Source organism: Chitinophaga sp. 30R24 (assembly GCF_049056765.1).
GTDB lineage: Bacteria > Bacteroidota > Bacteroidia > Chitinophagales > Chitinophagaceae > Chitinophaga.
Genome location: NZ_JBJGXX010000001.1, coordinates 1,460,850 through 1,487,179, shown reverse-complemented (window position 1 = coordinate 1,487,179; position 26,330 = coordinate 1,460,850). Strand labels below are relative to the sequence as shown.

Annotated in this window: 23 protein-coding genes, 3 tRNA genes and 1 pseudogene; 13 read left to right on the top strand and 14 right to left on the bottom strand. The window is 43.3% G+C overall.

Annotation, left to right across the window (positions count from 1 at the left end; translation table 11 throughout):
- Positions 1-80: 80 nt before the first annotated feature.
- The 3 genes from ACDQ55_RS06325 to ACDQ55_RS06315 form a co-directional block, all read right to left on the bottom strand.
- A tRNA-Glu gene (locus ACDQ55_RS06325) sits at positions 81-152 on the bottom strand.
- Between the two features lie 192 nt (positions 153-344).
- The gene (locus ACDQ55_RS06320; RefSeq protein ID WP_420980392.1) at positions 345-1,028 is read right to left on the bottom strand and encodes a DUF1345 domain-containing protein; all 684 of its coding nucleotides are present in this window, start codon (positions 1,026-1,028) and stop codon (positions 345-347) included.
- A 308-nt stretch (positions 1,029-1,336) separates the two neighbouring features.
- Positions 1,337-1,408: transfer RNA gene (locus ACDQ55_RS06315), tRNA-Glu, on the bottom strand.
- Positions 1,409-1,548: 140 nt separating this feature from the next.
- Here ACDQ55_RS06315 and gap point away from each other — a divergent pair.
- The 3 genes from gap (at position 1,549) to ACDQ55_RS06300 (ending at position 5,490) form a co-directional block, all read left to right on the top strand.
- Positions 1,549-2,565: a type I glyceraldehyde-3-phosphate dehydrogenase gene (gene gap, locus ACDQ55_RS06310; protein WP_420980391.1), complete on the top strand. Its 1,017-nt coding sequence runs from the start codon at positions 1,549-1,551 to the stop codon at positions 2,563-2,565.
- A gap of 176 nt (positions 2,566-2,741) precedes the next feature.
- Complete coding sequence (locus ACDQ55_RS06305) at positions 2,742-3,938, top strand: phosphoglycerate kinase (protein WP_420980389.1); 1,197 nt, start codon at positions 2,742-2,744, stop codon at positions 3,936-3,938.
- 139 nt (positions 3,939-4,077) lie between these two features.
- A complete protein-coding gene (locus tag ACDQ55_RS06300) occupies positions 4,078-5,490 on the top strand; it encodes a cation:proton antiporter (protein WP_420980387.1) in 1,413 nt (470 codons plus the stop codon).
- A 192-nt stretch (positions 5,491-5,682) separates the two neighbouring features.
- Here ACDQ55_RS06300 and ACDQ55_RS06295 read toward each other — a convergent pair whose 3' ends face one another.
- The 9 genes and pseudogenes from ACDQ55_RS06295 to ACDQ55_RS06255 all read right to left on the bottom strand — a co-directional run bounded on the left by ACDQ55_RS06295 (position 5,683) and on the right by ACDQ55_RS06255 (position 13,743).
- Complete coding sequence (locus ACDQ55_RS06295; RefSeq protein WP_420980385.1) at positions 5,683-6,963, bottom strand: transglycosylase SLT domain-containing protein; 1,281 nt, start codon at positions 6,961-6,963, stop codon at positions 5,683-5,685.
- Positions 6,964-6,973: 10 nt separating this feature from the next.
- Complete coding sequence (gene gatA / locus ACDQ55_RS06290) at positions 6,974-8,428, bottom strand: Asp-tRNA(Asn)/Glu-tRNA(Gln) amidotransferase subunit GatA (RefSeq protein ID WP_420980383.1); 1,455 nt, start codon at positions 8,426-8,428, stop codon at positions 6,974-6,976.
- Between the two features lie 59 nt (positions 8,429-8,487).
- Complete coding sequence (locus tag ACDQ55_RS06285) at positions 8,488-8,760, bottom strand: Sec-independent protein translocase subunit TatA/TatB (RefSeq protein ID WP_420980382.1); 273 nt, start codon at positions 8,758-8,760, stop codon at positions 8,488-8,490.
- Between the two features lie 158 nt (positions 8,761-8,918).
- A complete protein-coding gene (gene rplS / locus ACDQ55_RS06280; protein WP_420980381.1) occupies positions 8,919-9,266 on the bottom strand; it encodes a 50S ribosomal protein L19 in 348 nt (115 codons plus the stop codon).
- A 118-nt stretch (positions 9,267-9,384) separates the two neighbouring features.
- The gene (trmD, locus tag ACDQ55_RS06275) at positions 9,385-10,056 is read right to left on the bottom strand and encodes a tRNA (guanosine(37)-N1)-methyltransferase TrmD (RefSeq protein WP_420980380.1); all 672 of its coding nucleotides are present in this window, start codon (positions 10,054-10,056) and stop codon (positions 9,385-9,387) included.
- A gap of 75 nt (positions 10,057-10,131) precedes the next feature.
- A complete protein-coding gene (rimM, locus tag ACDQ55_RS06270; RefSeq protein ID WP_420980379.1) occupies positions 10,132-10,650 on the bottom strand; it encodes a ribosome maturation factor RimM in 519 nt (172 codons plus the stop codon).
- Between the two features lie 379 nt (positions 10,651-11,029).
- Positions 11,030-11,281, bottom strand: a pseudogene (gene rpsP, locus ACDQ55_RS06265) (30S ribosomal protein S16); the annotation flags it as partial.
- A 110-nt stretch (positions 11,282-11,391) separates the two neighbouring features.
- Entirely contained in the window at positions 11,392-12,717 is a 1,326-nt protein-coding gene (ffh, locus tag ACDQ55_RS06260; RefSeq protein ID WP_420980378.1) for a signal recognition particle protein, read from the bottom strand.
- A 159-nt stretch (positions 12,718-12,876) separates the two neighbouring features.
- The gene (locus tag ACDQ55_RS06255; protein ID WP_089758842.1) at positions 12,877-13,743 is read right to left on the bottom strand and encodes a sigma-70 family RNA polymerase sigma factor; all 867 of its coding nucleotides are present in this window, start codon (positions 13,741-13,743) and stop codon (positions 12,877-12,879) included.
- 363 nt (positions 13,744-14,106) lie between these two features.
- Here ACDQ55_RS06255 and ACDQ55_RS06250 point away from each other — a divergent pair, with 363 nt between their 5' ends.
- Positions 14,107-14,487 (top strand): START-like domain-containing protein, encoded by a 381-nt coding sequence (locus tag ACDQ55_RS06250; protein ID WP_420980377.1) that lies wholly within the window; start codon positions 14,107-14,109, stop codon positions 14,485-14,487.
- On the opposite strand, the gene ACDQ55_RS06245 is transcribed toward ACDQ55_RS06250, so the two are convergent.
- Positions 14,484-15,107, bottom strand: a complete 624-nt coding sequence (locus tag ACDQ55_RS06245) for a hypothetical protein (RefSeq protein ID WP_420980376.1) — start codon at positions 15,105-15,107, stop codon at positions 14,484-14,486. The two genes, ACDQ55_RS06250 and ACDQ55_RS06245, sit on opposite strands and share 4 nt — an antisense overlap.
- Positions 15,108-15,236: 129 nt before the next feature.
- Here ACDQ55_RS06245 and ACDQ55_RS06240 point away from each other — a divergent pair, with 129 nt between their 5' ends.
- The 3 genes from ACDQ55_RS06240 to ACDQ55_RS06230 are packed head-to-tail and all read left to right on the top strand — an operon-like array spanning position 15,237 to position 19,010.
- Entirely contained in the window at positions 15,237-16,670 is a 1,434-nt protein-coding gene (locus tag ACDQ55_RS06240) for an LptF/LptG family permease (protein WP_420980375.1), read from the top strand.
- A 12-nt stretch (positions 16,671-16,682) separates the two neighbouring features.
- Entirely contained in the window at positions 16,683-17,357 is a 675-nt protein-coding gene (locus ACDQ55_RS06235; RefSeq protein ID WP_420980374.1) for a phosphatase PAP2 family protein, read from the top strand.
- 27 nt (positions 17,358-17,384) lie between these two features.
- Positions 17,385-19,010, top strand: coding sequence for an ArnT family glycosyltransferase (locus tag ACDQ55_RS06230; RefSeq protein WP_420980373.1), 1,626 nt, complete (start codon positions 17,385-17,387; stop codon positions 19,008-19,010).
- A 101-nt stretch (positions 19,011-19,111) separates the two neighbouring features.
- On the opposite strand, the gene ACDQ55_RS06225 is transcribed toward ACDQ55_RS06230, so the two are convergent.
- Positions 19,112-19,837, bottom strand: coding sequence for a superoxide dismutase (locus tag ACDQ55_RS06225; RefSeq protein ID WP_420980371.1), 726 nt, complete (start codon positions 19,835-19,837; stop codon positions 19,112-19,114).
- Between the two features lie 455 nt (positions 19,838-20,292).
- Between ACDQ55_RS06225 and ACDQ55_RS06220 the strand changes: the two genes are divergently transcribed.
- The 6 genes from ACDQ55_RS06220 (at position 20,293) to ACDQ55_RS06195 (ending at position 26,045) form a co-directional block, all read left to right on the top strand.
- Complete coding sequence (locus ACDQ55_RS06220) at positions 20,293-21,390, top strand: Rv1355c family protein (RefSeq protein ID WP_420980369.1); 1,098 nt, start codon at positions 20,293-20,295, stop codon at positions 21,388-21,390.
- A gap of 85 nt (positions 21,391-21,475) precedes the next feature.
- Entirely contained in the window at positions 21,476-22,132 is a 657-nt protein-coding gene (locus ACDQ55_RS06215; RefSeq protein ID WP_420980368.1) for a hypothetical protein, read from the top strand.
- Between the two features lie 72 nt (positions 22,133-22,204).
- A complete protein-coding gene (locus ACDQ55_RS06210) occupies positions 22,205-24,355 on the top strand; it encodes a sensor histidine kinase (RefSeq protein WP_420980366.1) in 2,151 nt (716 codons plus the stop codon).
- Between the two features lie 17 nt (positions 24,356-24,372).
- Positions 24,373-25,470: a sensor histidine kinase gene (locus ACDQ55_RS06205; protein WP_420980364.1), complete on the top strand. Its 1,098-nt coding sequence runs from the start codon at positions 24,373-24,375 to the stop codon at positions 25,468-25,470.
- Positions 25,454-25,873: a response regulator gene (locus ACDQ55_RS06200; protein WP_420980362.1), complete on the top strand. Its 420-nt coding sequence runs from the start codon at positions 25,454-25,456 to the stop codon at positions 25,871-25,873. Before ACDQ55_RS06205 ends, ACDQ55_RS06200 begins: the two co-directional genes overlap by 17 nt.
- Before the next feature lie 99 nt (positions 25,874-25,972).
- Positions 25,973-26,045: transfer RNA gene (locus ACDQ55_RS06195), tRNA-Ala, on the top strand.
- The last annotated feature ends 285 nt before the right edge of the window (positions 26,046-26,330 follow it).

Genomic DNA, 26,330 nt, shown 5'->3' with positions numbered 1-26,330 from the left:
ACTAAATGTTGTTGTGAAATACATTACATAACAGGTGAGAGAAAATAAAAAAGGACTCCTTATAGAAGTCCTTTTTCTTGTACCACGTACGGGAATCGAACCCGTGATTCCTCCGTGAAAGGGAGGCGTCTTAACCCCTTGACCAACGCGGCGTTTTCGTTTGGGATTGCAAAGATAGGAAAATGTTTTACAATCCAAAAAAAAATTGAATTCTCTTGTAAAGATAAGGAGATTAATACGTTTATCCACTATTATTTCCTGTAAGCCAGCACATCCCTATCCGCCACTGTATTGGATTACAGCTGATTCCTTTCCATCATTCTATTCCCATAAAAAAATTTCCACTATCCTCTTAATGCGGCAATTAAATTAACCGTTAAGGCCACTACAAAAGTATTCAGCAAGAAGGAAAGTAAACCATGCACCAAAACTGTTCTCCTGATCACACGGCGGCTGACGGTAACATCGGATACCTGGAAGGTCATACCAATCACAAAAGCGAAATAGGCGAAATCAATATAGTCTGGATTTTTCTCTGACGGAAAACCCAATCCACCGGCATGTTGATTTTTGTCTGCCTGGTCATCATCATAATACAGATCTGCATAATGAAAAGTAAAAGTAGTATGCACCATCATCCATGAAGCCAGCATACCTGTAATACCCACCGGCAGATACAACTGCGACCCTGCCGTCGCCTTAGGAGAAAGCATTAGCAACAATACAATCACCAGGCTGGCTATAGCAGCAATAATCACAACAGCTGAAACAAAAATGCGGCTACCGTCATCTATCCTTCCCCAGGTGCGTATCTCAGGCACTGTACGGTTATAAAAAACGATCCATCCGGTAGTGATAAAGGAAATAGCAAAAACATCCCATAACAATACATAAAATATCAACGGGTGCATAGCAACTTTGGCAAGCCAGCAACAGAGTAATACACTCATGGATAATCCGATGCTTACTATTACCCGCTGCGTTGGATGCATGCCTACCAGTAATGTAACGGCTTGCTTGTTCTTCATAACTATTACTTATATACTAAAGATACCCGATTTTTCATCGCCTTTATATCATTATACTAAAATTATTACGCTGCCTGATAAAGGATATGGTACGTTCTTAAATGGGCTGAAGTATTGATATAACTGTAACGGTTATACGTTTTTATAATTGTACACCTTGGGTTTATGCATTAGCCAATAGCATTGGCTATTTACAGTCAAAGTGGATATATATTTTTTTAAAACATTTTAATAAAAGCGAATCTGAATGGGGAAGATATGGAGGTATACCAATAAAAAAAGCACTTATTACTAAGTGCTTTTTCTTGTACCACGTACGGGAATCGAACCCGTGACTCCTCCGTGAAAGGGAGGCGTCTTAACCCCTTGACCAACGCGGCATTGTGTTTTGGGATTGCAAATGTAGAACCTTATTTTATATTTCCAAAAAAAATTTTCATCACCTAAAATTATATTGATTAATAAAGGTATTGATTGTAAATTCGCCTTCGATTTTTTCATACTCAAATCACGATGTAAAATGGGAACTACTCTCAAAATTGGTATTAATGGTTTCGGTCGTATTGGCCGGTTGGTATACCGCCAGATTTACAAAATGCCCGGCATTGATGTGGTAGCTATCAATGACCTCACCAGCCCTCAAGTGCTGGCGCATTTGCTGAAATATGATTCAGCCCAGGGTAGATTCGATGCAGAAGTTAAACATTCCGACAACGCAATTAATGTGAACGGTGAAGATGTGAAGATATATGCACAAAAAGATCCAACCCAAATTCCATGGAAAGAGCATGACATCGATGTAGTGATCGAATGTACTGGGTTTTTCACAGACAAAGACAAAGCGGCGGCTCACCTTACAGCAGGAGCTAAACGCGTTGTAATTTCTGCTCCAGCTACAGGTGATCTCAAAACGATCGTTTTCAACGTTAACCATGATATCCTCGATGGTAGCGAAACTATTATTTCCTGCGCTTCCTGCACTACCAACTGCCTGGCTCCTATGGCAAAAGTATTGCAAGACAACTATGGTATTGCTAACGGTTTAATGACTACCGTGCACGCCTACACTAACGACCAGAATACCCTGGATGCACCACATCCAAAAGGTGACCTGCGCCGTGCACGTGCTGCTGCTGCCAACATCGTTCCTAACAGCACTGGCGCCGCTAAAGCTATCGGCCTGGTACTGCCTGCCCTGAAAGGCAAACTGGATGGTAACGCACAACGCGTACCAACCATTACCGGTTCACTGACTGAACTAACTACGATCCTTGAGAAAAAAGTAACTGTTGAAGAAATCAACGCTGCGATGAAAGCCGCATCCAATGAATCTTTCGGTTATACTGAAGATGAAATCGTGAGTTCAGACATTATCGGTACCCACTTCGGTTCCCTGTTTGATGCTACTCAAACCAAAGTACAGACCGTTGGCGACCACCAACTGGTAAAAACTGTATCCTGGTACGATAACGAAATGAGCTATGTATCACAACTGGTTCGTACTGTAAAGTACTTCGCCGGTCTGATCGCTAAATAATTCATTCCATATAAAGTGCTCCCGGATTAAACCGGGAGTTTTTTTAAAATTCCGCGGAACTACACCATAGCAGCAAATAACCAGATCTTCTTGGTTGAATACTTGCTTTGTGCTGTTGGTACCGCGGTTTTTTAGTATTATCCTCATCCTCTTCTCGTTATCTTAAATTGATACATATGAGCAAGTTCACTGATTTTAACTTCAACGGCCACAAAGCTTTGATCCGCGTGGATTTCAACGTGCCTTTGAACGATAAATTTGAAATTACCGACGATACCCGCATGCGTGCAGCGGTACCTACCATCCAGAAAATACTGAAAGATGGCGGTGCGGTAATCCTGATGTCTCACCTGGGTCGCCCGAAAGATGGCCCTACCGATAAATATTCTTTAAGACACCTCGTATACCACCTGATTTCCCTGCTTAACGGTACTACCGTTAAGTTTGCAGAAGATTGCATAGGTCCTGTAGCTGAAAAAGCGGCGACAGACCTCCAAATGGGCGAAGTGCTGTTGCTGGAAAACCTCCGTTTCCACAAAGCAGAAGAAAAAGGCGATCCTACTTTCGCAGAACAACTGGCTAAGCTGGGCGATGTATATGTAAATGACGCATTTGGTACCGCTCACCGTGCACATGCTTCTACCGCTGTAATTGCACAATTCTTCCCTCAAGACAAACGCATGTTCGGTTTACTGATGGAAGCAGAAGTAAGCAGCGCACAGAAAGTACTGAACAATGCCGAAGCGCCATTTACAGCTATCCTCGGCGGCGCCAAGGTAAGCGACAAGATCCTGATCATCGAAACACTGATGGAACGCGCCAACAACCTCATTATCGGAGGCGGCATGGCATATACCTTCCTGAAAGCACAGGGTAAAGAAATTGGTAGCTCCCTCTGTGAAAACGATAAACTGGACCTGGCCAATGAATTGATCGCCAAAGCGAAGGCCCGGGACATACAATTACTATTGCCAGTAGACTCTGTAGCGGCAGATAAATTTGCGGCAGATGCTAATACACAAGAGGTTTCCAACGATAATATCCCTGCAGGATGGATGGGCCTAGACATAGGACCTAAATCTGTAGTGCTTTTCGGCGAAACGATCGCTGCTTCTAAAACAATCCTGTGGAACGGTCCTATGGGCGTTTTTGAAATGATACCTTTCCAGGGAGGCACCAAAGGCGTAGCAGAAGCCATCGTGAAAGCCACTGCCAACGGTGCCTTTTCACTAGTAGGCGGCGGCGACTCTGTAGCGGCGGTAAACCAATTCGGTATCGCAGACAAAGTAAGTTATGTATCTACCGGCGGCGGCGCCTTGCTGGAGTTCTTCGAAGGAAAAGAACTGCCTGGCATCGCTGCAATAGGCGAATAATCAGCTGTATATAGCCGCTGGCGGCTATATACTTAAAAAGCTATCCCGGCATGTTAAGCGGAGATTAACTCTCCTACAAAATGCCAGGATAGCTTTTTGCTTTTTGTTATCTTACAGGCTATCGTTAAAACTATCTGTCATGAATAAACGCTTGCTATGGTATCCGGCTATCATCGGTATTTTTGGAGCGCTCATATGGGTCATTATCCAAAAAGGCCAATCATTGCCTGTAAATGCAGCCATTATAACCCATGCACCTGTTGCTACCGGTGCCACAACTACCAATAGCTGGTGGCATTACCTGGATAATCTTAAGCATCCATTGGGATTATTGCTGTTACAAATCATTATCATCATGCTGGCCGCCCGGTTGTTTGGAAAGCTGGCCAGTAAACTACAACAACCTGCCGTAGTGGGGGAAATTATTGCCGGCGTATTGCTGGGGCCTTCTCTTCTGGGATGGGTTAGCCCTTCTTTTTCGGCTTTCCTCTTTCCTGTGGAATCACTGAAAAATCTACAGTTCCTTAGTCAGATAGGATTGGCTTTTTTCATGTTCATTGTAGGAATGGAGCTGGATATCAGCAAAATCCGGAATAAAGCGCACGATGCAGTAATGATCAGTCATGCCAGCATTATTATCCCGTTTTTCCTGGGAGTTTGTCTGGCTTATTTCCTCTTTACACGGTTTGCACCTGCACAGGTCAGCTTTTTATCTTTTGCATTGTTTATGGGCATTGCCATGAGCATTACTGCCTTTCCTGTATTAGCCAGGATAGTGCAGGAAAGAAAGCTTACGCATACCCCCTTGGGCATCATGGCCATTACCTGTGCCGCTGCCGATGATATCACTGCCTGGTGTATATTAGCTGTAGTAGTAGCTATTGTAAATGCCAGCGGTTTATTAAGCGCAGTTATTACCATCTTGCTGGCGTTGGTATTTGTTGTTATTATGTTGTTGGTAATACGTCCTTGGTTGGCACGTACTACATCAGCGCAAATCGAAAAAGGACGGCAAAAAGCAGCTATTTCCCTGGTATTTCTCACCTTACTGATATCTGCCTGGTTAGCGGAAGTAATAGGTATACACGCCTTGTTTGGCGCCTTCCTTGCCGGAGTGATCATGCCCCCTGCCACTAATATCCGGCAATTGCTCACCGAACGCCTGGAAGATGTAAGCGTATTATTGTTATTGCCTATATTCTTTGTGTACACGGGCTTAAGAACGCATATTGGTTTGTTGAACCAGAGCGATCTTTGGATAATATGTATCATCATCCTGCTGGTAGCAGTAACCGGAAAATTTGGTGGCAGCGCTATAACGGCCAGGCTAATGGGACAACCCTGGCGCCAGGCAGTATCTATCGGCGCATTAATGAATACCCGTGGGTTAATGGAATTGATCGTATTGAATATTGGCTTCGATCTAGGTATCCTCTCACCCGAAATTTTTGCCATGATGGTACTGATGGCTTTGGCTACGACCTTTATGACCGGCCCGATACTAGACCTGGTAGCTTTCAGTGAAAGACGGAAAAAAATGGTGACTGCATAAAACGAAAGCCCCAGAGAAGCTTCCTCCGACTCTATCGGGGCACAGAATAAAAAGAGGATATATCCAAAATAAATGGAGTCTCTGAGCATCGTTTAAACAACCACTTGTCTCCATCAGGTACCCAAATAAAAAAGGGTGTATCAATTATATTGATACACCCTTTTTACAAATCCCTATTAAGGAAAAATATGATTAAGCTGTTTTCTTTCTTTTGGCGCTAGTATGTTTTTTAGCGGCTACGGTATGTTTCTTAGAAGAAGAGCTATATTTATTAGTGCTGATAGCCGTTTTCTTTGCTGATACATTGTTTTTATCGGCCATCCTCACCGGCGGCGGAAATTTAGATTTATCCACACCCGAGACTTTATCATCAAGGGTAAGCTGTACCGATTCCTTGAGCATCTCATCCTTTTCGGCCATGAACTGCTTCATTTTCTCTTTTGGAATACGCAGATCGTAGGTGTTTTCTGCACTGGACATTGCTTTAGCGAAACCAGGGTTGAAGCGGTCTAGTTCAGTAACGGTCATATCCAGCTTTTTAGCGATAGCTTCCAGGCGGTATTTACCGGTTACGTTGATTTCTACGGTATTGTAGATTTCTTCCTCTGTTAACGGACCTCTTGCTACAGCAACAGCCATGTTATCCTCCATAGGCGTATTCATTGTAACGGCTTTATTGCTGTTATCGTCGTCGCTTACGCCGAAGAAGTTATTGAACCTATCAAGGATATAACCAGTAGCAATAAATTTATACACGTGGTTACGGGATTCTGCCGGCAAGAAATATTGCATACCCCAGAAATCCGTACGTCCACTGGCGTTAATAGCGCGTTGTACGCCACCTGCGCCGCAGTTGTAGGCGGCTACCACCAGTAACCAGTCGCCGAATTGGGCATAAAGCTGGTTCAGGAACTGGGCAGCTGCCTGAGTAGATTTATAGAAATCTTTTCTCTCGTCTAATTTTTTACCCACACTCAAACCAAAGATACGCGCAGTACCTGCCATAAACTGCCAGGCGCCTACGGCCCCAACTCTGGAGCGGGCATTGGTATTAAAGCTGGACTCTATCACCGCAAGGTATTTCATTTCCTCAGGGATACCATTATCACGAAACACCTTTTCGATCATGGTAAAATAAGGTTGTCCTTTATCGATCATGATCTGGAGATGTTGACTATACCGGGTGGCATAGTTACTCACATAACCTGCTACCAGGTTATTATTGATCTGCTCATACACTTTCGGACTACGAATAGTATTGGGCAGGCTTTGTGCGCCTTTCTTCACCGCCACGGAAGTGGGTGAAGCTAATACTGTATCCTTCAGTAAATTTACTTTGTGATTCAGTTTTAGTACAGGAGTATCAGGCCCTTTCGTCGAAAGGACTGTCTCTTTAGGATTACTATTGCCTCCCATCGCACACAGAGTCACTAAACTTGCTGGCAACAGCAGTAGTAAAAAGATTTTTCTCATACAATTTATTTTAAACAACAATCACTTGCTCTTTAGCCATCAGGCGATTGGCTATTTGTAACAAGCTTTCCTCGCTAAACTTTCTTGTGATGATCTGTACGCCATAAGGCATTCCGTTTGAATGCCGGCACAAGGGAACGGATATGGCCGGTACCCCTGCCAGATTTGCCAGTACCGTATATATATCTGCCAGGTACATGGCTATTTGATCGTCAGTTTTTTCTCCTAATTTAAATGCTGTGGTAGGCACAGTTGGCATTAAAATAGCGTCGTTCTCCTCTAATATCTCATTTAATTTCTCAGTAACAAGACGCCTAACTTGTTGTGCCTTAGTATAATATGCGTCGTAATAACCTGCACTCAACACAAAGGTCCCTAGTAAGATACGACGTTTTACCTCTTTTCCAAACCCCTCAGATCTATTTTTTTTATAAAAAGCTGTCAAATCGAGGTTTTTTTCCTCAGTTCTGTGTCCAAATTTCACCCCATCATACCGGGATAAATTAGACGATGCTTCTGCAGTAGTCAGCACATAATAGGCTGGTACAATGTGGTCGAGGTATTCAAAACTTTTTCCTGATACCATATGACCCTGGTCTTGCAACTTCTCGAAGAAGTCAATAAACCCTTCTCTCATCTCCTTGTCCAGACCATCGTGGTACTGAGCATCTCTTAAATACGCGAATTTATACGTTTTATTGTCTGCAGATGTCCCTAAGTGTGTTAAATAATTAGGAACTTCTCGTTGAGAGGCCGTACTATCGAATTCGTCTGGGCCGGCCATTATCTGTAGAACTGCTGCCACATCTCCAATATCCCTGCCAAAGATCCCTATTTGATCAAAAGAGGAGGCATAAGCGATGAGCCCGTAACGCGAGATACGGCCGTAAGTAGGCTTTAATCCAATTACGCCACAAAAGTCTGCCGGTTGACGAACAGAGCCACCTGTGTCGCTGCCTAAGCTAATTTGGCAGAGATCTGCCTGTATGGCTACTGCCGAACCGCCAGAAGAGCCTCCCGGAACCCGGGAATTATCCAGCGCATTCAGGGTAGGCCCGAAAGCAGAATTTTCATTGGTAGATCCCATTGCAAACTCATCGCAATTCAGATTACCAATGATAATAGCATCTGCCGCCAGTAGCCGTTCTACTGCGGTAGCCGAAAAAAGTGATTTAAACCCTTCCAGTATATGGGAAGCGGCACTTACATTATGACCTTTATAGCAGATTACATCTTTAATACCTATCACCACACCTGCCAGCACACCCAGCTGTTCCCCATTTTTAAGACGGGCATCTAACTGTTGTGCCTTTTCCAGGGCCTCCTCCTCATACACTTCCAGGAAGGCATTTAAATGTTTTAGCTGGGCTATGCGGTCCAGATAATAACGTACCTGTACCGTACAGCTTGTTCTGCCGGCGTATAATGCTTCATGAAAAGAGATTATACTGCTGAATTCAGACAAGACTAAACCAGTTAAATATAGATTTTAGAAAAACTCCTAGCGGGAGCTATTGGTACATATTATGCGTTGTGCTCAGATTGTTGAGGAGCATCTGTGGTTGCTGCAGGTACAGAAGATTGTACAGATTTTTCTTTCATACCTTCTTCAATTTCCTGACGCACATTATTTTTGGCGTCATTAAATTCACGGATACCTTTACCCAGGCCGCGCATTAATTCAGGGATTTTCTTGCCACCAAACAGCAGCAATACTACTACAGCGATTAAAAGCAGCTCGGACATACCAATATCCTGCAATATCAAAAAGGATGATTTAACAAAAGCAGTTGTCATCGTTTCAAAGGTTTATATAGTTCAGCCCACAAAGATAGCGCATAAATCGGGTTTTCCACCCCGCACTTTTGCCTTGTAGGAGATTTAATCCCATTTTAAGAAACGAAAAAAGCGGCACCGCAGAGGTCCCGCTTTTAACAAATTTCCCTGTATTTATACTAAACCCTTTTTTCTTTGATACGGGCTTTCTTACCAGCACGTTCACGCAGGTAGTAAAGCTTAGCTCTTCTAACTTTACCCACTTTGTTCAACACGATACCATCGATATGAGGAGAGTAAAGCGGAAACAGTCTTTCCACGCCTATGCCATCAGAAATTTTTCTAACAGTGAAAGAAGTCGTGAATCCTGTACCCTGGATTTTCAACACATCACCTTTAAAGGACTGAATCCTTTCTTTATTACCTTCCACGATTTTATAATTGACAGTGACGTTGTCGCCTGCTTTAAACTTCGGGTACTGTTTGTTAGCTGTCAGTTGTTCGTGAACAAACGAAATTGCGTTCATCTTTCAAATATTTATGGGAGTGCAAAAGTAAGTCAAGAAATAGCATTTACCAAATTAAAAAATAAGAATTTATGCTTTCAGATAGTAATGCTTTCTATATGACCTCTAAATCACCCTGTTATAATAAATCCGGTCTACGTTGCCGGGTTCTTTCTACAGATTCCTGATGACGCCATTCTTCTATTTTTTTATGGTCGCCACTCAAGAGAATATCAGGCACCTTCCAGCCCCGGAAATCTACCGGGCGGGTATATACAGGCGGCGCCAGTAAATTATCCTGGAAGGAGTCTGACAAGGCGCTGGTTTCGTCGTTCAGCACCCCGGGCAACAACCGGCCAATGGCATCCACCAATACGGCTGCTCCCAACTCCCCTCCACTCAGTACATAATCGCCAATGGAAATCTCTTTTGTGATAAAGTGATCCCGGATACGCTGATCAATGCCTTTATAATGACCGCAAAGCATTAACAAGTTGCCTTTCAGCGACAGCTGGTTGGCCATCCTCTGGTTCAGCGTTTCTCCATCGGGCGTCAGGTAAATGATTTCATCGTATTGCACCTTGGCCTGCAACGACTCAATAGCATTCACAATAGGCTCCAGCATCATCACCATACCGGCTCCACCACCAAACTGGTAATCATCTACCTGATTATGTTTCAGGCTAGAGTACTGCCGCAACGGATGTACATGTATCTCCAGTAAGCCTTTTGCTTGCGCCCGTTTCATAATGGAATGGGAAAGCGGACTTTCCAGCAATTCCGGCAACACAGAAATTATATCTATACGCATACCTTTTAGCTTTTAGGAGTTCGCGACTAGTAGCTACTGCTAGGTTGTTGCTTACAACATTTGATTAGCCCAAGGCTATTCAGTGTATAATTCCACCAGGCCAGCCGGTAAATTCAGGTGTAGCACCTGGTTCTTCTTGTCAACTTTTACGAGCGACTGTTCATTTACCGGTAATAAAGCCTCTTTTCCCTTGATCATTACCTTCACCAGCACTTGCATAGGCATTTCAATCACTTCATCTACAGTACCCAGTAAGCCATGCTGCTCATCTGTTACTGTAAAACCCAGTAATGCCAGAGGGGCAGAGCCCGCTGTTTGTTGTTTAAAATCTTCCTCCTGCAAGTACACCTGCGCCGGCATCAGCTGATGAGCGGCTTCTTTGGTATCAATGCCTTCCAGCTTAATATACACACTTTCACCATCCTTTACGGTTACCCGCTCTATGAAGTAGGGAATAAAGCTCTTTCTTTCTTCCAGGAAAATAACGGTCACCCCTTTCAAGGCGGAACGTTTTCCCAGGCTGTGCCTTAAAAGCAGTTCACCTTGCAAGCCATGCGCGGATGCAAGTTTGCCTATACTAAAATAATTACTCATGATACAGCTGTTAGCAGTTAGCTGCTAGCTTCTAAAATGGCCAGGAAGCCGCGCTAAAGAAAGCATGAAAGGGTGTATCTGGCTAAAGCCATCTCATCTGGCATTAAAAAAGGAAATATTTGCGATTGCAAACATTTCCTTTTTCAGGTATTGTTAAAACGTTGCCGTTTTATGCTTCTGTACCTTCTCCTTCTGCCGGAGCTTCAGTAGCGGAAGCTGTAGTGTCTTCTACCTTTCTTACGATTGGAGCAGCCAGTCTAGCTTTTTTGTGACCGTCGCGACGGGCAGAAACTTTTTGTTCGTGTTCAGCTTGCCATTGTGCAAATTTTTGGTAAGCAGTAGGCTCGTCGAACAGGTTCAATGTAACACCTCTTAACAGGTGTTTTAAATACAATACACCTTTGAAAGACAAGATTCTTCTAACAGTGTCAGTAGGTTGTGCACCTTTCTGCAACCAACGCAATGCTTTTTCAGTATCGATGTTGATGGAAGCTGGAACTGTTAAAGGATTGTAAGTACCGATTTTCTGGATGAATTTACCATCTCTTGGTGCGCGGGCGTCGGCTACTACGATAAAATAGAAAGGCCTTTTCTTAGCGCCATGTCTCTGCAGTCTGATTTTTACTGGCATAAATAAGTCGAGATTATTTTTTGCGAGTTAGGAAATATTGTTTATTTAGGGATGCAAATGTAAACAGTAAGTTCTTATTTGCAAAAAAAATTTATATCAATCTGATATTATTAACGTGTCATTCCTTTGAAACCCTTGCTACCGGCGCCAAATTTATTCATCATTTTCATCATTTGCCGCATTTGCTCAAATTGTTTCATGAATTGATTTACATCCTGAATGTCTTTACCGGAACCTTTGGCAATGCGCTTACGGCGACTGCCATCGATCATATCCGGGTCTGCACGTTCTGCTTTGGTCATGGAATTGATCATCGCTTCAATGCCCTTAAAGGCGTCGTCGCTGATATCCAGGTCTTTTACTGCTTTACCCACTCCAGGAATCATGCCCATCAGATCTTTCAAGTTACCCATTTTTTTGATCTGCTGTAATTGTTCCTTGAAATCGTCGAAGTCGAATTGGTTCTGACGGATCTTCTTTTCCAGTTTTTTCGCCTGTTCTTCGTCAAACTGGGCCTGCGCACGTTCCACGAGGGTGGTAATATCCCCCATCCCGAGGATACGTTGTGCCATACGCTCAGGATAGAAAACATCGAGGGTATCGAGTTTTTCGCCCATGCTCACAAACTTGATGGGCTTTTCTACCGTGTATTTGATCGTAAGGGCCGCACCGCCACGGGTATCACCGTCTAGTTTAGTGAGCACTACTCCGGTAAAGTCTAAACGTTCGTTGAAGGCTTTAGCAGTATTTACCGCATCTTGACCGGTCATGGAATCCACCACAAACAGGATTTCCTGTGGTTTCACGGCGGCTTTCACTGCGGCAACTTCCGTCATCATCACTTCGTCTACTGCCAAACGGCCAGCCGTATCTATGATGATAACGTTAAACCCACCCGCTTTCGCATGTTTGATCGCATTTTCTGCAATCTGCACAGCATTTTTATTCTCCGGCTCGCTATATACTTCAACACCAATCTGTTCTCCCAGTACTTTCAACTGATCGATCGCCGCCGGACGGTAAATATCGGCAGCCACCAGCAATGGCTTTTTATTCTTTTTGGTTTTAAGGAAGTTCCCCAGTTTACCGGTGAAGGTGGTTTTACCGGAACCCTGTAAACCAGCAATCAGCACTACCGTAGGGTTGGTTTTAAGATCAAATTCTGCTTCTGTTCCCCCCATCAGCGACACCAGCTCATCCTTCACAATCTTTACCATCAGCTGTCCGGGAGAAATAGAAGTTAACACTTTCTCTCCCAACGCTTTATCCTTTACTCTATCGGTAAATTCCTTGGCTATCTTATAGTTTACATCCGCATCCACCAATGCACGACGGATCTCTTTAACGGTAGAGGCTATATTTATTTCGGAAATACGTCCTTCGCCCTTAAGCTGTTTAAACGCGGAATCGAGTCTCTCTGATAATGATTCAAACATTGTTGGTATTTTAAACGGACTGCAAAAGTAATATGATTTATTTGATTTTTGTGATTGTATTGAGGGGGATGCGTAAATCCTATCATAGAAACGCGGATAGTATTGCAGTTTTATACTTTACTGCAATACTATCCGCGTTCAATTTTTTGGTCACCGGGCTTATCCGAGGTAGTTGCGCAGCAACTTACTACGGGAAGTAGTTCTCAGTTTGGTGATGGCTTTATCTTTGATCTGGCGCACGCGTTCGCGGGTCAGGCCAAATTTCTCACCAATATCTTCCAAAGACATCGGATGTTCCACGGCAATACCGAAGTAGAGCATGATCACATCTTTCTGGCGGTCTGTTAAAGTGGAAAGGGAGCGCTCTATCTCGCGGCGTAAAGAATCGTGGTGGTCCAGTTCTTCATCTGCGCTAACGGCATTTGGATTTTCGAGCACATCCAGCAGGGAATTATCTTCGCCATCGATAAAAGGCGCATCCATGGATACGTGACGGGCAGCTACGCCAAGGGTGGCTTCTACTTCGTCTGTATTAATTTCCAGGATAGTGGCCAATTCGTCGGGCGACGGCTCTCTTTCATATTCCTGCTCCAACTGTGAGTACGCTTTACTGATCTTGTTGCTAAGGCCCACTTTGTTAAGTGGCAGGCGAACAATTCTGGATTGCTCTGCCAAAGCCTGCAAGATAGATTGGCGAATCCACCATACGGCGTAGGAAATAAATTTAAAACCGCGCGTTTCATCAAAACGTTGAGCAGCTTTAATTAACCCAAGGTTGCCCTCATTGATCAGGTCGCTGAGCGACAGGCCCTGGTTCTGATACTGTTTCGCAACGGATACCACAAAGCGAAGATTAGCTTTGGTAAGCTTTTCCAACGCTCTCTGATCGCCCTGCTTGATCCGGATAGCCAGGTTCACCTCTTCTTCCGGCGTAATTAAATCCACTTTCCCAATCTCCTGCAAGTACTTTTCCAGGGACTGAGATTCCCGGTTGGTAATGGATTTAGTGATTTTAAGTTGGCGCATTGACATAGAGTCGGAACAGTTACAGGTTAATAAAAAGTTAAGATTTGATGAATGCCTGACAAAAATAACTTTTTTTAGAGAGCCGCCAAAAAATTTCTCCTGTTGTTAAATCATTTCCAAATAAAATCGATTGATCATTAAGAGCTTGCAATTGTCGCGGAAATTCGCCACTACGGAGGTAAAATCAATCTATTTAATATATATTTAAATTTAACATTTATTATTTCAATAATATATATAGAATTACTAAGGTGTGTGAAGTTTTCATATATTCTTTAAAAAAAAACAGCAAATAATTTTGACAGAGTAAAATATTTTCTATAATTGCAACTGGATGATATTGATTTACTAATTATTTGAGAGATGTCCAAGAAAGTGCTATATGAGTTAGAATTTCCGGTACGGTGCTCACCCGGTATCCTGTACGAATTCTTATCTACCCCAGCTGGGTTACAGGAATGGTTTGCAGACAGGGTTGATTTCAGGGATAATGTTTTTTCCTTCTCCTGGAATGGCACTGCTGAGGAAGCCGAGGTAGTAGAACAGGAAGAGGATGAGTTTATCCGGCTGCACTGGACGCATGCTCCCAAAGACGAATATTTTGAGTTCCGTATACAAATTTCTGAAGTAACGAATGAAACTATCCTGGTAGTAAAAGATTTCGCAGAGAAGAAAGAAGTAAAGGACCAAAGTCAGCTCTGGGAATACCAGGTGAAAGACCTTTTCCACCGCATCGGCAGTTAAGCGCCCTTTTTATTGTTGTTTAGTATATTGAGTAGCACGGCGTATGTTTCCACTACCTCAGTAGTTATTTGACCCCAATAACCACCGATCGCGAACGGCTTAGCCAGCTTAATGAAATTATACCGGCTAACCAAGGTTTTCCACTCGTCTAAACTTATGGTATTTATGAAACAATAATTTCCATTTTCGAAATCATGCTCCCAAGGGTCTTCCTTCAAATACACCTGAAATCCGGCGGCAGATAACTGTGTATACCCATTTTCAAGCGCTTCATTAAAATTTTCTTTCACAAAGCCGGCCAGATGCAAGGTGGCGCTGAAGTAATGCCCCCACCAAAACATAGTCCGGTACGCAAATATGCCCTCCTTACTGAAATAACGCGGATAATCCAGCATTACCCAGGGCATTCCTTTATACTGCTCCCCCTTAGAGATCTTCCCTCCCTGTAGTAACCATTCCGGCCTGAAAGGAAAGTCGCTGCCACTATCGAAGTCAGCCAATGCCTCCTGCAACTGCCCCATGAACCGCATTACTTTCTCTATCGCACTGTTTTTCAGCCGGATAAAACCAGTATTGCTTATCATCTCTGCTTCTTCCGGTGTCAGATCAAAATTTTCCATATAAATTTTAACGGTATTTTCAGGTATATCTTAACACTCCTTTGTGAATTCGTGCTAACTTTACCTTTTTGTAGCATCCTGAACAATAATCAAAGATCGGGATTCCGTTTTTTTAATACCGCATTATCAGTGAAAAAACTCGACAAACTAATCATAAAAACCTTCCTGGGGCCCTTTGTTGCCACCTTTTTTGTCACTTTATTCGTGCTGGTAATGCAGTTCCTTTGGAAGTATGTAGATGATCTGGTGGGTAAAGGCCTGGATACCAATGTGATTATGCAACTGATCGCCTATACCAGCGCCACCCTGGTTACCCTGGCCCTGCCGCTGGCAGTGCTCCTGTCGTCTATCATGACCTTTGGGAACCTGGGGGAAAGCTTTGAGCTGGTTGCCCTGAAATCGTCTGGTATTTCCTTACTTCGTTTTATCCGCCCCCTGTTATTTGTATGTACCGTTATCAGCATATTGGCTTTTCTCTTTGCCAATTACGTGATCCCTGTGGCTAACCTGCAAGCCAAATCCCTGCTGTACGATATTACCAATTCTAAACCGGCATTTAATATCAAAGCCGGTGTTTTCTATAATGATATTCCCGACTATACCATCAAGGTAGCACAAAAAGATAACGATAACCAAACCATTCACCAGGTAATCATCTACGACCGTAAAGGCGGTAGCAACGCAGTGATACTGGCCGAGAAAGGCCAGATGATGCTTACTGCCAACAAGCGTTACCTGTATTTTATCCTGGAAAATGGCTGGAGATATGAAGAAAGGTATTCCCGGGGATACACCGTTCCCGGAGACATGATCCGGCAGGGCTTTAAGAAATATAGCATGGCGTTTAACCTGAGTAGTTTCGCCTTTAACCGCCTCAATATGGACCTCTTTGCCAGCAATCAGCAAATGTTGAATGTACGGCAGCTGGATGTAGCAATAGACTCCCTGCAAAAAGTAGAAAACCAGTACAGTAAAACCATTAATGCCTACGTAACAGTACGCTACCCATTCTACAAATGGAAGGATTCTGCCTGGGCAGCCAGTGCGCCTCCCCTGAAAGTAAAAAACTTCGAAGAAATTATACCGGAAAAAAATCGCCGCATGGTGATCGAAAGAGCAGAACAGAGCGTACGTGAAACCATGAGTGCCCTGGAACAACCCTCCCTGGAATATACGGAAAAGCATGGTCTTATCCTGATGCACAAAGTAGAATGGCAACGTAAGTTCACCCTTGCTGCCGCCTGTGTTGTGATGTTCCTGATCGGTGCGCCCCTGGGCTCCATTATCCGCAAAGGCGGATTGGGTACGCCATTGGTATTCGCCGTTATTTTCTTTGTGATCTTCAACGTATTCTTCATGATCGGTGAAAAAATGGCCAGAAATGGCGTGATGTTCACCTGGTCCGGTATGTGGCTGTCTAACATCGTATTGATGCCTATCGCAGGTTTTCTTATTGTTAAGGCTATGAACGATTCTCAGCTATTTAATAAAGAATATTATTTTCGCGTTATTCAAAAAATAGAAAAGTTCTTACAGAGATTTAAAAAGCAACCTACAACTTAAAATCTACAGACTTTGAAAACGCTGTTTACACTGTTCAGAAAGAATCCCTATTTCTTTCTGCCGTTTCTGTTATGGATAATTGCAGGCGGAGTAATACTAGCTACCTATAGCCAACGGGAGTTATTTCTAAGTATTAACGGAGAATATTCCAATTGGGGCGACGTAGTAGTTACCGGGCTCACTTATCTTGGTGACGGTATTATGTTTGGATTTATCCTGACATTGATGCTCGTTACCCAACGTTTTAGGCTATTCTTTGTCGGACTGGCAGTATTCCTGCTGGTAACCGTGATTGTACAGATAGCCAAACATTATTTTAATGCGCCCAGGCCCATCAGCTATTTCGGCGACGAAACAGCTACCCTGGTGCATACCGTAAGATGGATAAATGTGCATAGCACCTGCAGTTTCCCATCCGGGCATACTGCGGCGGCCTTTGCCATGTTCAGTTTCTTGGCGCTGGTTGCCAACAATAAAAAGCTGGGCACATTTTTGCTCCTGCTGGCGCTTTCCGCTGGCTATTCACGCATCTACCTCGCGCAGCATTTTTTTGCAGACGTATATGTGGGAAGCATTGTAGGCACCTCCTGTACTGTGATCGTGTACGGATTTTTTAAATTCAGGGATAATACGGTATCGCCCGAAGTATGTACTGAAAATCTACTGCAGGCTAATACAACAACATAGCATCATTTATTTACGAACTACATTTCAATGAAATACCTATTGATTGCCTTGGTAGCGGCATTATTATTTATACCTTTCTTAGGCGCCGTGCACCTGTTTGACTGGGACGAGATCAATTTTGCCGAGGCTGCGCGGGAAATGATTGTGAGCCACAACTATAGCCAGGTGCAGATTGACTTCCGACCCTTCTGGGAAAAACCGCCCTTATTTATCTGGATGCAGGCAGGCAGCATGCTGTTATTTGGCGTTAATGATTTTGCCGCCCGCTTTCCCAATGCAATGATTGGTATTGCCACACTGGTAAGTTTATTCGCTATCGGCAAGAAACTGGCAGACGAAAAATTCGGCTGGTGGTGGACATTGGTATACGCCGGTTCCTGGCTGCCACACTTTTATTTTAAGTCTGGTATCATTGATCCTACTTTTAATTTCTTCATCTTCCTCTCTATCTATTTTGCCTACCGGATTGCACACAACGCCAAACCATTGCGTATGGCCATTATAAGTGGCATATTCCTGGGGCTGGCAGTGCTCACCAAAGGACCGGTAGCCATACTGGTAGCTATACTTACCTTACTGGTGTACTGGATCTACAAAAAAGGCAAGATCAGTATCCGTTTTACGCATATTGGGCTGATTGCCTTATTTGCCACCATTACTACCCTGCTGTGGTTTGGTTATGAAATTATATCCCATGGATGGTGGTTTGTAAACGAATTCATCACTTACCAAATACGGCTGCTTACTACCGAAGATGCAGGCCACGGAGGTCCGTTTTTTTACCATTGGATCGTATTATTGATCGGTTGCTTTCCTGCCAGCACTTTTCTTTTTACTTACCTGCAAGGCAGGAAAAAAAGCATCTACAGCACTACAACTGATGCGGCCATTAAGGACTTTAAAACGTGGATGTGGGTATTATTCTGGGTGGTGCTGATACTTTTTTCCCTTGTAAAAACCAAGATCGTACATTATTCTTCCCTGTGCTATTTCCCACTCACGTTCCTTGCAGCCTGGCAAGTATATCTATTATCTGAAGGCCGCCAACAGCTAAAGAAATGGAACATTGCCATTATCCTGTTTATTGGAATTGTACTGGGCATAGCCATTGCAGCGCTGCCGCTGGTAGGTGTATATAAAGACCTGCTTATACCTCATATCGGGGATAAATTTGCAGTTGCCAACCTGCAAGCCGATGTGCCCTGGTCGGTGGCAGAAGCCAGTTACGGTGCCGGCTATATTATTTTGGTGATTATCAGCGGCATATTCCTGGTCCGGAAACAGCTCACCAAGGGTTTATTGGGGCTGTTTATCAGCACCATCCTGGTGATACAGGTAACAGTAGTACATTTTGTTCCTAAAATAGAGGCTTATTCCCAACGTGCTGCGATCGAGTACTTCATTTCCCTTCAGGAAAAAGACGTATATGTAAAAGCATTAGGGTACCACAGCTATGCCCAACATTATTATTCCAGGGAACAACCGCACAGTAATCCCAACTATTATAATGAAGACTGGCTGTTGAACGGGCCGGTAGACAAACCTGTTTATTTTATCTGCCGGATCACAGACAGTGAGCCTTATGTACACCATCCCCATCTGAAGGTGATCGGGGAAAAGAACGGATTTGTGTTTTTGAGCAGAATTCAATAATTAGCAGTAAGCCCGGTAACGCAGCATTCAATGCTGTACTACCGGGCTTACTAAGTAATAATATCAAATAGGAAGCGAATACTCCGCTCAGGGGTACCACATCAACCCAATCTCTTTTCTACCTCATTCCAGTTTACAGCATTCCAAAAAGCGTCGATGTATTCGGGGCGCCTGTTCTGGTGTTTCAGATAATAGGCATGTTCCCATACGTCGAGAGCCAATATAGGCGTGCCTCTCTCCTTTACAATATTGTGCATTAAGGGATTATCCTGGTTAGGCGTTTTAATGATCGCCAATTTTTTTCCGGGGGTAACAATCAGCCACGCCCAACCCGAGCCAAAAACGGTTTTTGCGGCATCATTGAATTGACTCTGAAAAGCCTCCCAACTGCCGAATGAGCCATTGATAGCTGATTTCAGTTTGTCGGACGGAGTTTGCTGCGTAGGAGAAAGTAAAGTCCAGAACAATGAGTGGTTATAATGCCCTCCGGCATTGTTGCGGATAGCGGGTTTATCTTTGTCTGTTACTTTATTAAGGATCTGTTCCAAGGTAAGGTCGGCAAAGGGGGTGCCGGCAATGCCATCGTTCAATCCTTTCACATAAGCCGCATGATGCTTGTCATGGTGTATTTCCATGGTCAGCTTATCGATATTGGGTTCAAGTGCATCGTATCCATAAGGCAATGCAGGTAATACAAAGGGTGCTTTAGGATCGGTAAAAGCAGGGAGCCCGGATGCAGCAGAAGTGGTAGCAAAGCTGCTGAGTGGTCCACTTAAAATGGCAGCGCCTGCGAAACTGGTAAGCTTGAGAAATTCTCTCTTATCCATATTTATTAATTTTAATATGTATTATTGTGCAATAAAGAACAAAATTGGGGCGGATGAAGCCCGCAAATATTAAACCAAATCTCACTAGTGGGGCGAGGTAAAAAGTGATATTAAAAGTAAGATAAAAGTATAAAAATGAGAATTTAATATCAAGGTAAAGGAAAACTTTTACTTGGTTTTCATATTAAATTACTATTTTACCTTACATTCATATCATGATTACAATAATATTGTAGTTAATTTTATGATGCCAAGCTATATTTATTCCCGGGGCCCGGCAGGCAAATAAAACCTGTTCTTTAACCCGCCAATAACGCCAACATAAATAACCAGCTACATAAAAATTAATAAACTAAAGCAAATACTTTAAGAGCAGCAGGGAATTGCTTTACACACAACGAGAATAAAGCAGTTCGGGCTGGCAGATCAAGCGCTACCTCTATAAAGCAGGAAACATGATACAAGAGCACCTTAGGCAACAACAGGATGAAAGTAATGACTATAAGCCTGTATTTTATGATTTGAAGAATGCAAAAGACCTTCAGACCTTTGAAGCCCTTCTAAGCAGCCGTCGACATATCCGCATTAACGACAACCTATATTCGCAGCTGCGGGAGTTAATGAAAATAAGGAATCCTACCAAACGTCTTACAGAAGCAGAATATGAAGAAAAAATCCAGGCATACCTGGGAAACACTCCTATTGAGCATTTCGGTGTATGGGTATATTATTCCTGGAACGACCGCTTAGTGCACCTGGTAGGTGAGGCCGACTTTATAGAATTGCGCACTAGCCGGAACCAGTACAAGATTACGGCAGATGAAATTAAGCGCTTGTCTCAAAAGAAATTGGGTATTGTGGGTTTATCTGTGGGACAATCAATAGCATTAACGCTGGCAATGGAGCGGTTATGTGGCGAGCTCAGACTGGCCGATTTCGATACCCTTGAGCTTACCAATATGAACCGCATCCGTTGTGGAGTACACAACTTACAGGTGGCCAAGGTGATCATAGCTGCCCGGGAAATTGCGGAATTAGATCCATTCATAAAGGTAAAGATCTACGAAGATGGGCTCACAGAGGCCAATATGGATGACTTTTTTACAGACGGTGGGGTGTTAGACATTTTTATTGAAGAATGTGACGGCGTAGATATAAAACTCCTTAGCAGAATGAAGGCAAGGGAATTGAAGATACCCGTAGTAATGGAAATGAACGACAGAGGAATGATCGATATAGAGCGTTTCGACCTGGAGCCAGCCCGTCCTTTATTACACGGGCTGGTACCGGAAGTAAACATCGCTACGCTGAAAGGCTTGTCTGATGCGGAGAAACTTCCCATCTTCAGCCCAATGCTGGCCTTGGAAAACGCTTCCGACAGGATGAAATATTCTCTGGGCGAAATTGGCAAAACCATTACTACCTGGCCTCAATTGGCATCTTCAGTAGTTTTGGGAGGGGCGTTAGTAGCCGATACCTGTCGCCGGATCGCTCTCGATCAGTTAAAGAGCTCAGGCAGATATTACATAGATTTTGAGCAGCTGATTGTTTAACATACCAGGCCTTGTAAAAGCGCTATTCCGCAATGTCATGATTAATGTAAGGGTATTTAGGGCTCCGGATGATCCTGAGGCTTGTATGAGATTCTATAACGGACATCTCAAATTGCTGGAGATATATTTTGGTATTGCACAAGTAACATCCGGCAGCGCAGAATGGATGCAACACGACAACACCATAGTGATCATTGTTGAGGACGAAACCCGTACCAAAACATATGGAGGGGCACGTGTACAGTTGGCAGACGGTTTATTACCGCTTCCCATTGAAACCGCTATCGGTAAATACGATCCCAAAATATACTCTTATATAAAAAATGGGAGTGCGGAGATCTGTGGTATGTGGAACTCTAAAGAAGTAGCAGGAATGGGCATCGGCAGCCAGGTACTGGCCAGAGTAGGAGTAGTATTGGCCGCTCAGCTGCCCATAGATACCTTCCATGTACTGTGTGCACCCATTACTACGCGTGTAGGCAAACGTGTAGGTTTTGTTATTGATGAATCACTTGGAAATAACGGGACCTTCTTTTACCCCAAAGATGATTTCCTGGCCACCGCCATGATCATCACCGACTGTTACAACCTGGTTCATGCCGATCCAAAAGAAAAATTATTAATTTCGGATCTGCGTGAAAACCCTGTACAAACAAAAGTAGAAGTGGGCCCTAAGGGAACCTATGAGGTAAATTACAGCCTTAAACTCCCTGCCCTTGCACATGCACATGCTAAACATTGAATCAGTTCCTGACCAACATCCGGAATAATAAAAAATGTATATTCCAGACTGTTATAATTTAATTTCATAATAATGCTGTCTAAGATTGTTTTTTGGTGGTCAATCTTTACCTTATTCTTTCTGTACCGGATTTCCGCCCAACAGGTGGTATACAAAAACAGTAAAAGCTCCATTCAGATAGGCAGCTACCTGGACCTATATACGGATGAAAAGGATACGCTCAGCATTGAATCGGCCAGGCAACAGGCCTTTAAGCCTTCCGATCAGGATGTGCCTAACCTGCAGATCACTCCGTATACACAGTGGGCAAAGTTCTCCATCCTGAACGAATCGGATGCCAGCAAACTGATGCTGGAAGTGGAATATCCCATCATAGATGATATTACCCTCTATGAACTCCTCCCCGATGGTACCATCAAAAGCAAACGGATGGGAGAATTTACCTCTTTTGAAGACCGGGGATATGACCATCAAAACTACCAGTTCCCTATCTATATACCTCAGCACGAAGCCCGGCAGTTTTATCTGAAGGTAAAAGCAGGCGAACAGCTACAGTTACCGATAAACCTGAGTACACCGGATAATATTGTCGACAAGAACAATAAAAGGGAACTCATATTCGGAATATACGTAGGCGTTATCCTGGCCATGATCTTTTACAATCTCTTTATATACATCTCTACCAGGGATAACAGCTACCTGATCTATGTATCTTATATTATTTGCACCGGCCTCACCCAGGTGACCCTGCAAGGATACTCTTTCCGTTTCCTGTATCCGCACAGTACCTGGCTGGCCATGCACGCCACCGCGCTGGTACCGATATTCAACGGGCTTACTGCCCTGGTGTTCATCCAGAAGTTCTTATCTACCCGCATCAATTATCCAATAGGTCATAAGCTCTTAAATGTAACCTTCTGCCTGTACTCGATATGCCTTGTGCCCACCTTCTTAGACCAGTATAACTATGCACAGATATTAGTGCAACTGGTAGCTTTTATAGGAGCAATCGTGGCATTGATAGTGGCTTACCGCATCAGCCTTAAAGGCGTGAGCGCTGCCAGGTTTTTCCTGCTGGCATGGTCTATTTTCCTCCTGAGCATATTTGTATTTGTGCTGCGTAATTTCAATTTGCTGCCGTTCAACAACTTTACCGACTATGCCCTGCAAATAGGATCGGCGCTGGAAGTACTCTTGCTGTCGTTTGCACTGGCACACAAAATAAATGTGTTCAAGGCAGAGAAAGAAGCTTCCCAACAGATAGCCCTGGCCATTTCGCAAGAAAATGAAAGACTGGTAAGGGAACAGAATATTATCCTGGAAAGTAAAGTAAAAGACAGAACAGAAGACCTGCAGGCCACCAACCTGGAACTCAACAATGCACTCACTAACTTGAAGGAAGCTCAGACCCGCTTGGTGGAAAAAGAAAAAATGGCGTCACTCGGTCAGCTCACGGCAGGTATTGCCCATGAAATCAACAACCCTATCAATTTCGTTACCTCCAATATCAAACCGCTGAAACTGGATATTGCCGATCTCCAGGAGCTCCTGAACCGTTACGATGAGCTATCGGCCAGCCAAAATATCCCCCAATCGCTGGCATCGATTGAAGCCTTTAAGAAAGAAATCGACATCAACTATATACACGAAGAAATATCCTCCCTTATCAAAGGTATTGAAGATGGGGCCGCCCGTACCGCCGAAATCGTAAAAGGCTTACGCACCTTTAGCCGGCTGGATGAAAGCGAAGTGAAATCTATCGACATCCATGAAGGGCTAGACTCCACCTTGGTGCTGCTTCGCAATGCCATTCCTCCTTACGTGAACATTGTAAAGGAATATGGCAACTTACCCAAAATAGAATGCTATGCAGGGAAGATTAACCAGGTGTTTATGAACATTTTCTCCAATGCCTTGAACGCGATTAAAACTAAAAAAGAACACCACAACGAAGCTATCTCCATCCAAACACAACTGGAAGGCAACTTTGTTATTATTACCATTAAAGATACAGGTATCGGAATGTCTGAAGCAGTGCGGGAAAAAATCTTTGATCCGTTCTTCACCACTAAAGATGTAGGCGAAGGAACCGGACTAGGATTATCTATTGTATTCAGTATTATAGAAAAGCACAGAGGAAGAATTATTGTGAATTCGGCACCAGGTGAAGGAGCAGAATTTATTATATATTTACCTCTCAACTTAGCGAATCATTTATCGTAATTAACCAGCAGATCTTAATGAAAGAAAACCGCATACGAATCCTATATATAGATGATGAAATTCATAACCTGAATGCCTTCAAAGCAAGCTTTCGCAGGAATTATGAAATTTATACGGCAACTTCCGCCCAGGAAGGCAAGCTCCTACTGAAAGAGATCATGGTACATATCATTATCGCCGACCAGAAGATGCCTGTATCTACCGGGGTAGAATTCTTTAACGAGATAAAAGATACGCTCCCCGACCCAATGCGTATCCTGATGACTGGCTATACAGATGTAGAAGATATTATTGATGCGATCAATAAAGGTCATATTTACTCCTATGTTAAAAAACCCTGGGATGAACACGAGCTGCATAAAACCATTAATAATGCCTACGAGATTTATCGCACCCGCAAACAGCTACAGGAAAAAATAGTGGAACTGGAAAAAACCAATGATGAACTAAACCGCTTCATTTATTCCACCTCCCACGATCTCCGTTCCCCACTGATGTCTGTGCTGGGGATCATCAACCTTTCCCGGCTCGATAACTCCGTAACAGACCCCAACGGCTATATCAACATGGTGGAAACTTGTGTTTTGAAACTAGACGACTTCATTCAAAAGATCATCGAATATTACCGTAATTCCAGGCTGGAAGTAGAATACGAAAAAATTGATTTCAAGACCGTACTGAATGATTGTATCACTGCTTTCAAGCCACAAAACACCGACATCCTTTTCCATACCCAGGTAAACCAGGTGGTGGATTTCCGGGGAGATACATTCCGGATCAGTGTTATTTTAAACAATCTCATTTCCAACGCTGTTAAATACCAGAAGCCAGAAGAAGCCAATCCAATGGTACATCTCGCCGTTAAAGTGGAACCACACAAAGCGACTATTAACATCCGTGACAATGGCATAGGTATCCTCAGCGAGCATCTGAATAATATCTTCAAGATGTTTTTCCGTTCCAAAAATAATAATAAACCAGGCAGTGGTATTGGCTTGTATATTGTAAAAGAAGCGCTAAACAAAATAGGCGGAACAATTAATGTAGAGTCTAAGTATGGCGAAGGCACACAATTTGAAATTACCATACCCAACAAAAATGAATTCGATACCTGACCTGCGTGTCATATTAATAGATGACAATGAAATAGATTTACTCCTGCATGAAAAGTTGATAGAGCTTCAACAAATCAGCAGAACTGTGCTATCGTTTGCCAATGCCAACAAAGCGCTCGAGTTCCTGTCTTCCAATATTAGTTTACCCAAAATTCCTCCCACCGTTATTTTACTGGATATACAGATGCCTGAGATGGACGGCTTTGAATTTTTGCAGGCATTCGACACCTATCCACAGAAAATAAAATCGCAATGCTACATCGTAATGGTATCTTCCTCACTTGATTATGGTGATATTACCCGGACCAATGCCAATCCGATGGTCATAAAATTACTCCGAAAACCCCTGCTGCTAAAAGAATTAAAAGAAACTGTAGAAGGAATTTTCAAAGATTTTGTATAAAACCTTGGTGGTTTCAATAAAAGATATATTTTTGCACTCCCGAAAGGGGAAGAACAACAGGCAATACAAACTATCCTGTAATAATGTTCAAATAAATAAGGGGGATTAGCTCATCTGGTAGAGCGCAAGCATGGCATGTTTGAGGTGATCGGTTCGAGTCCGATATCCTCCACAATACCGGGTTTTTAACCCGGTATTTTCGTTATTATCAATTTCTAACAAGCATTTCTCTTTGAGAATCAGTTCGCTGTAACTGAACAATTTCATCATATGGGGGTTCGACACAGCCATCTTTCTTTATAGTATATCAGACGTATTCAACACTACCTGCTTTGCCGAAATCTACAAATGTTTCATGTCTGTTAACAATAGATATTTTATCCTGGTAGTTTTTCTCAATGTACGACTGTGCCTCTAGGATAATATCATCGCGATGTTTCTGTTGTACCAAAAATAT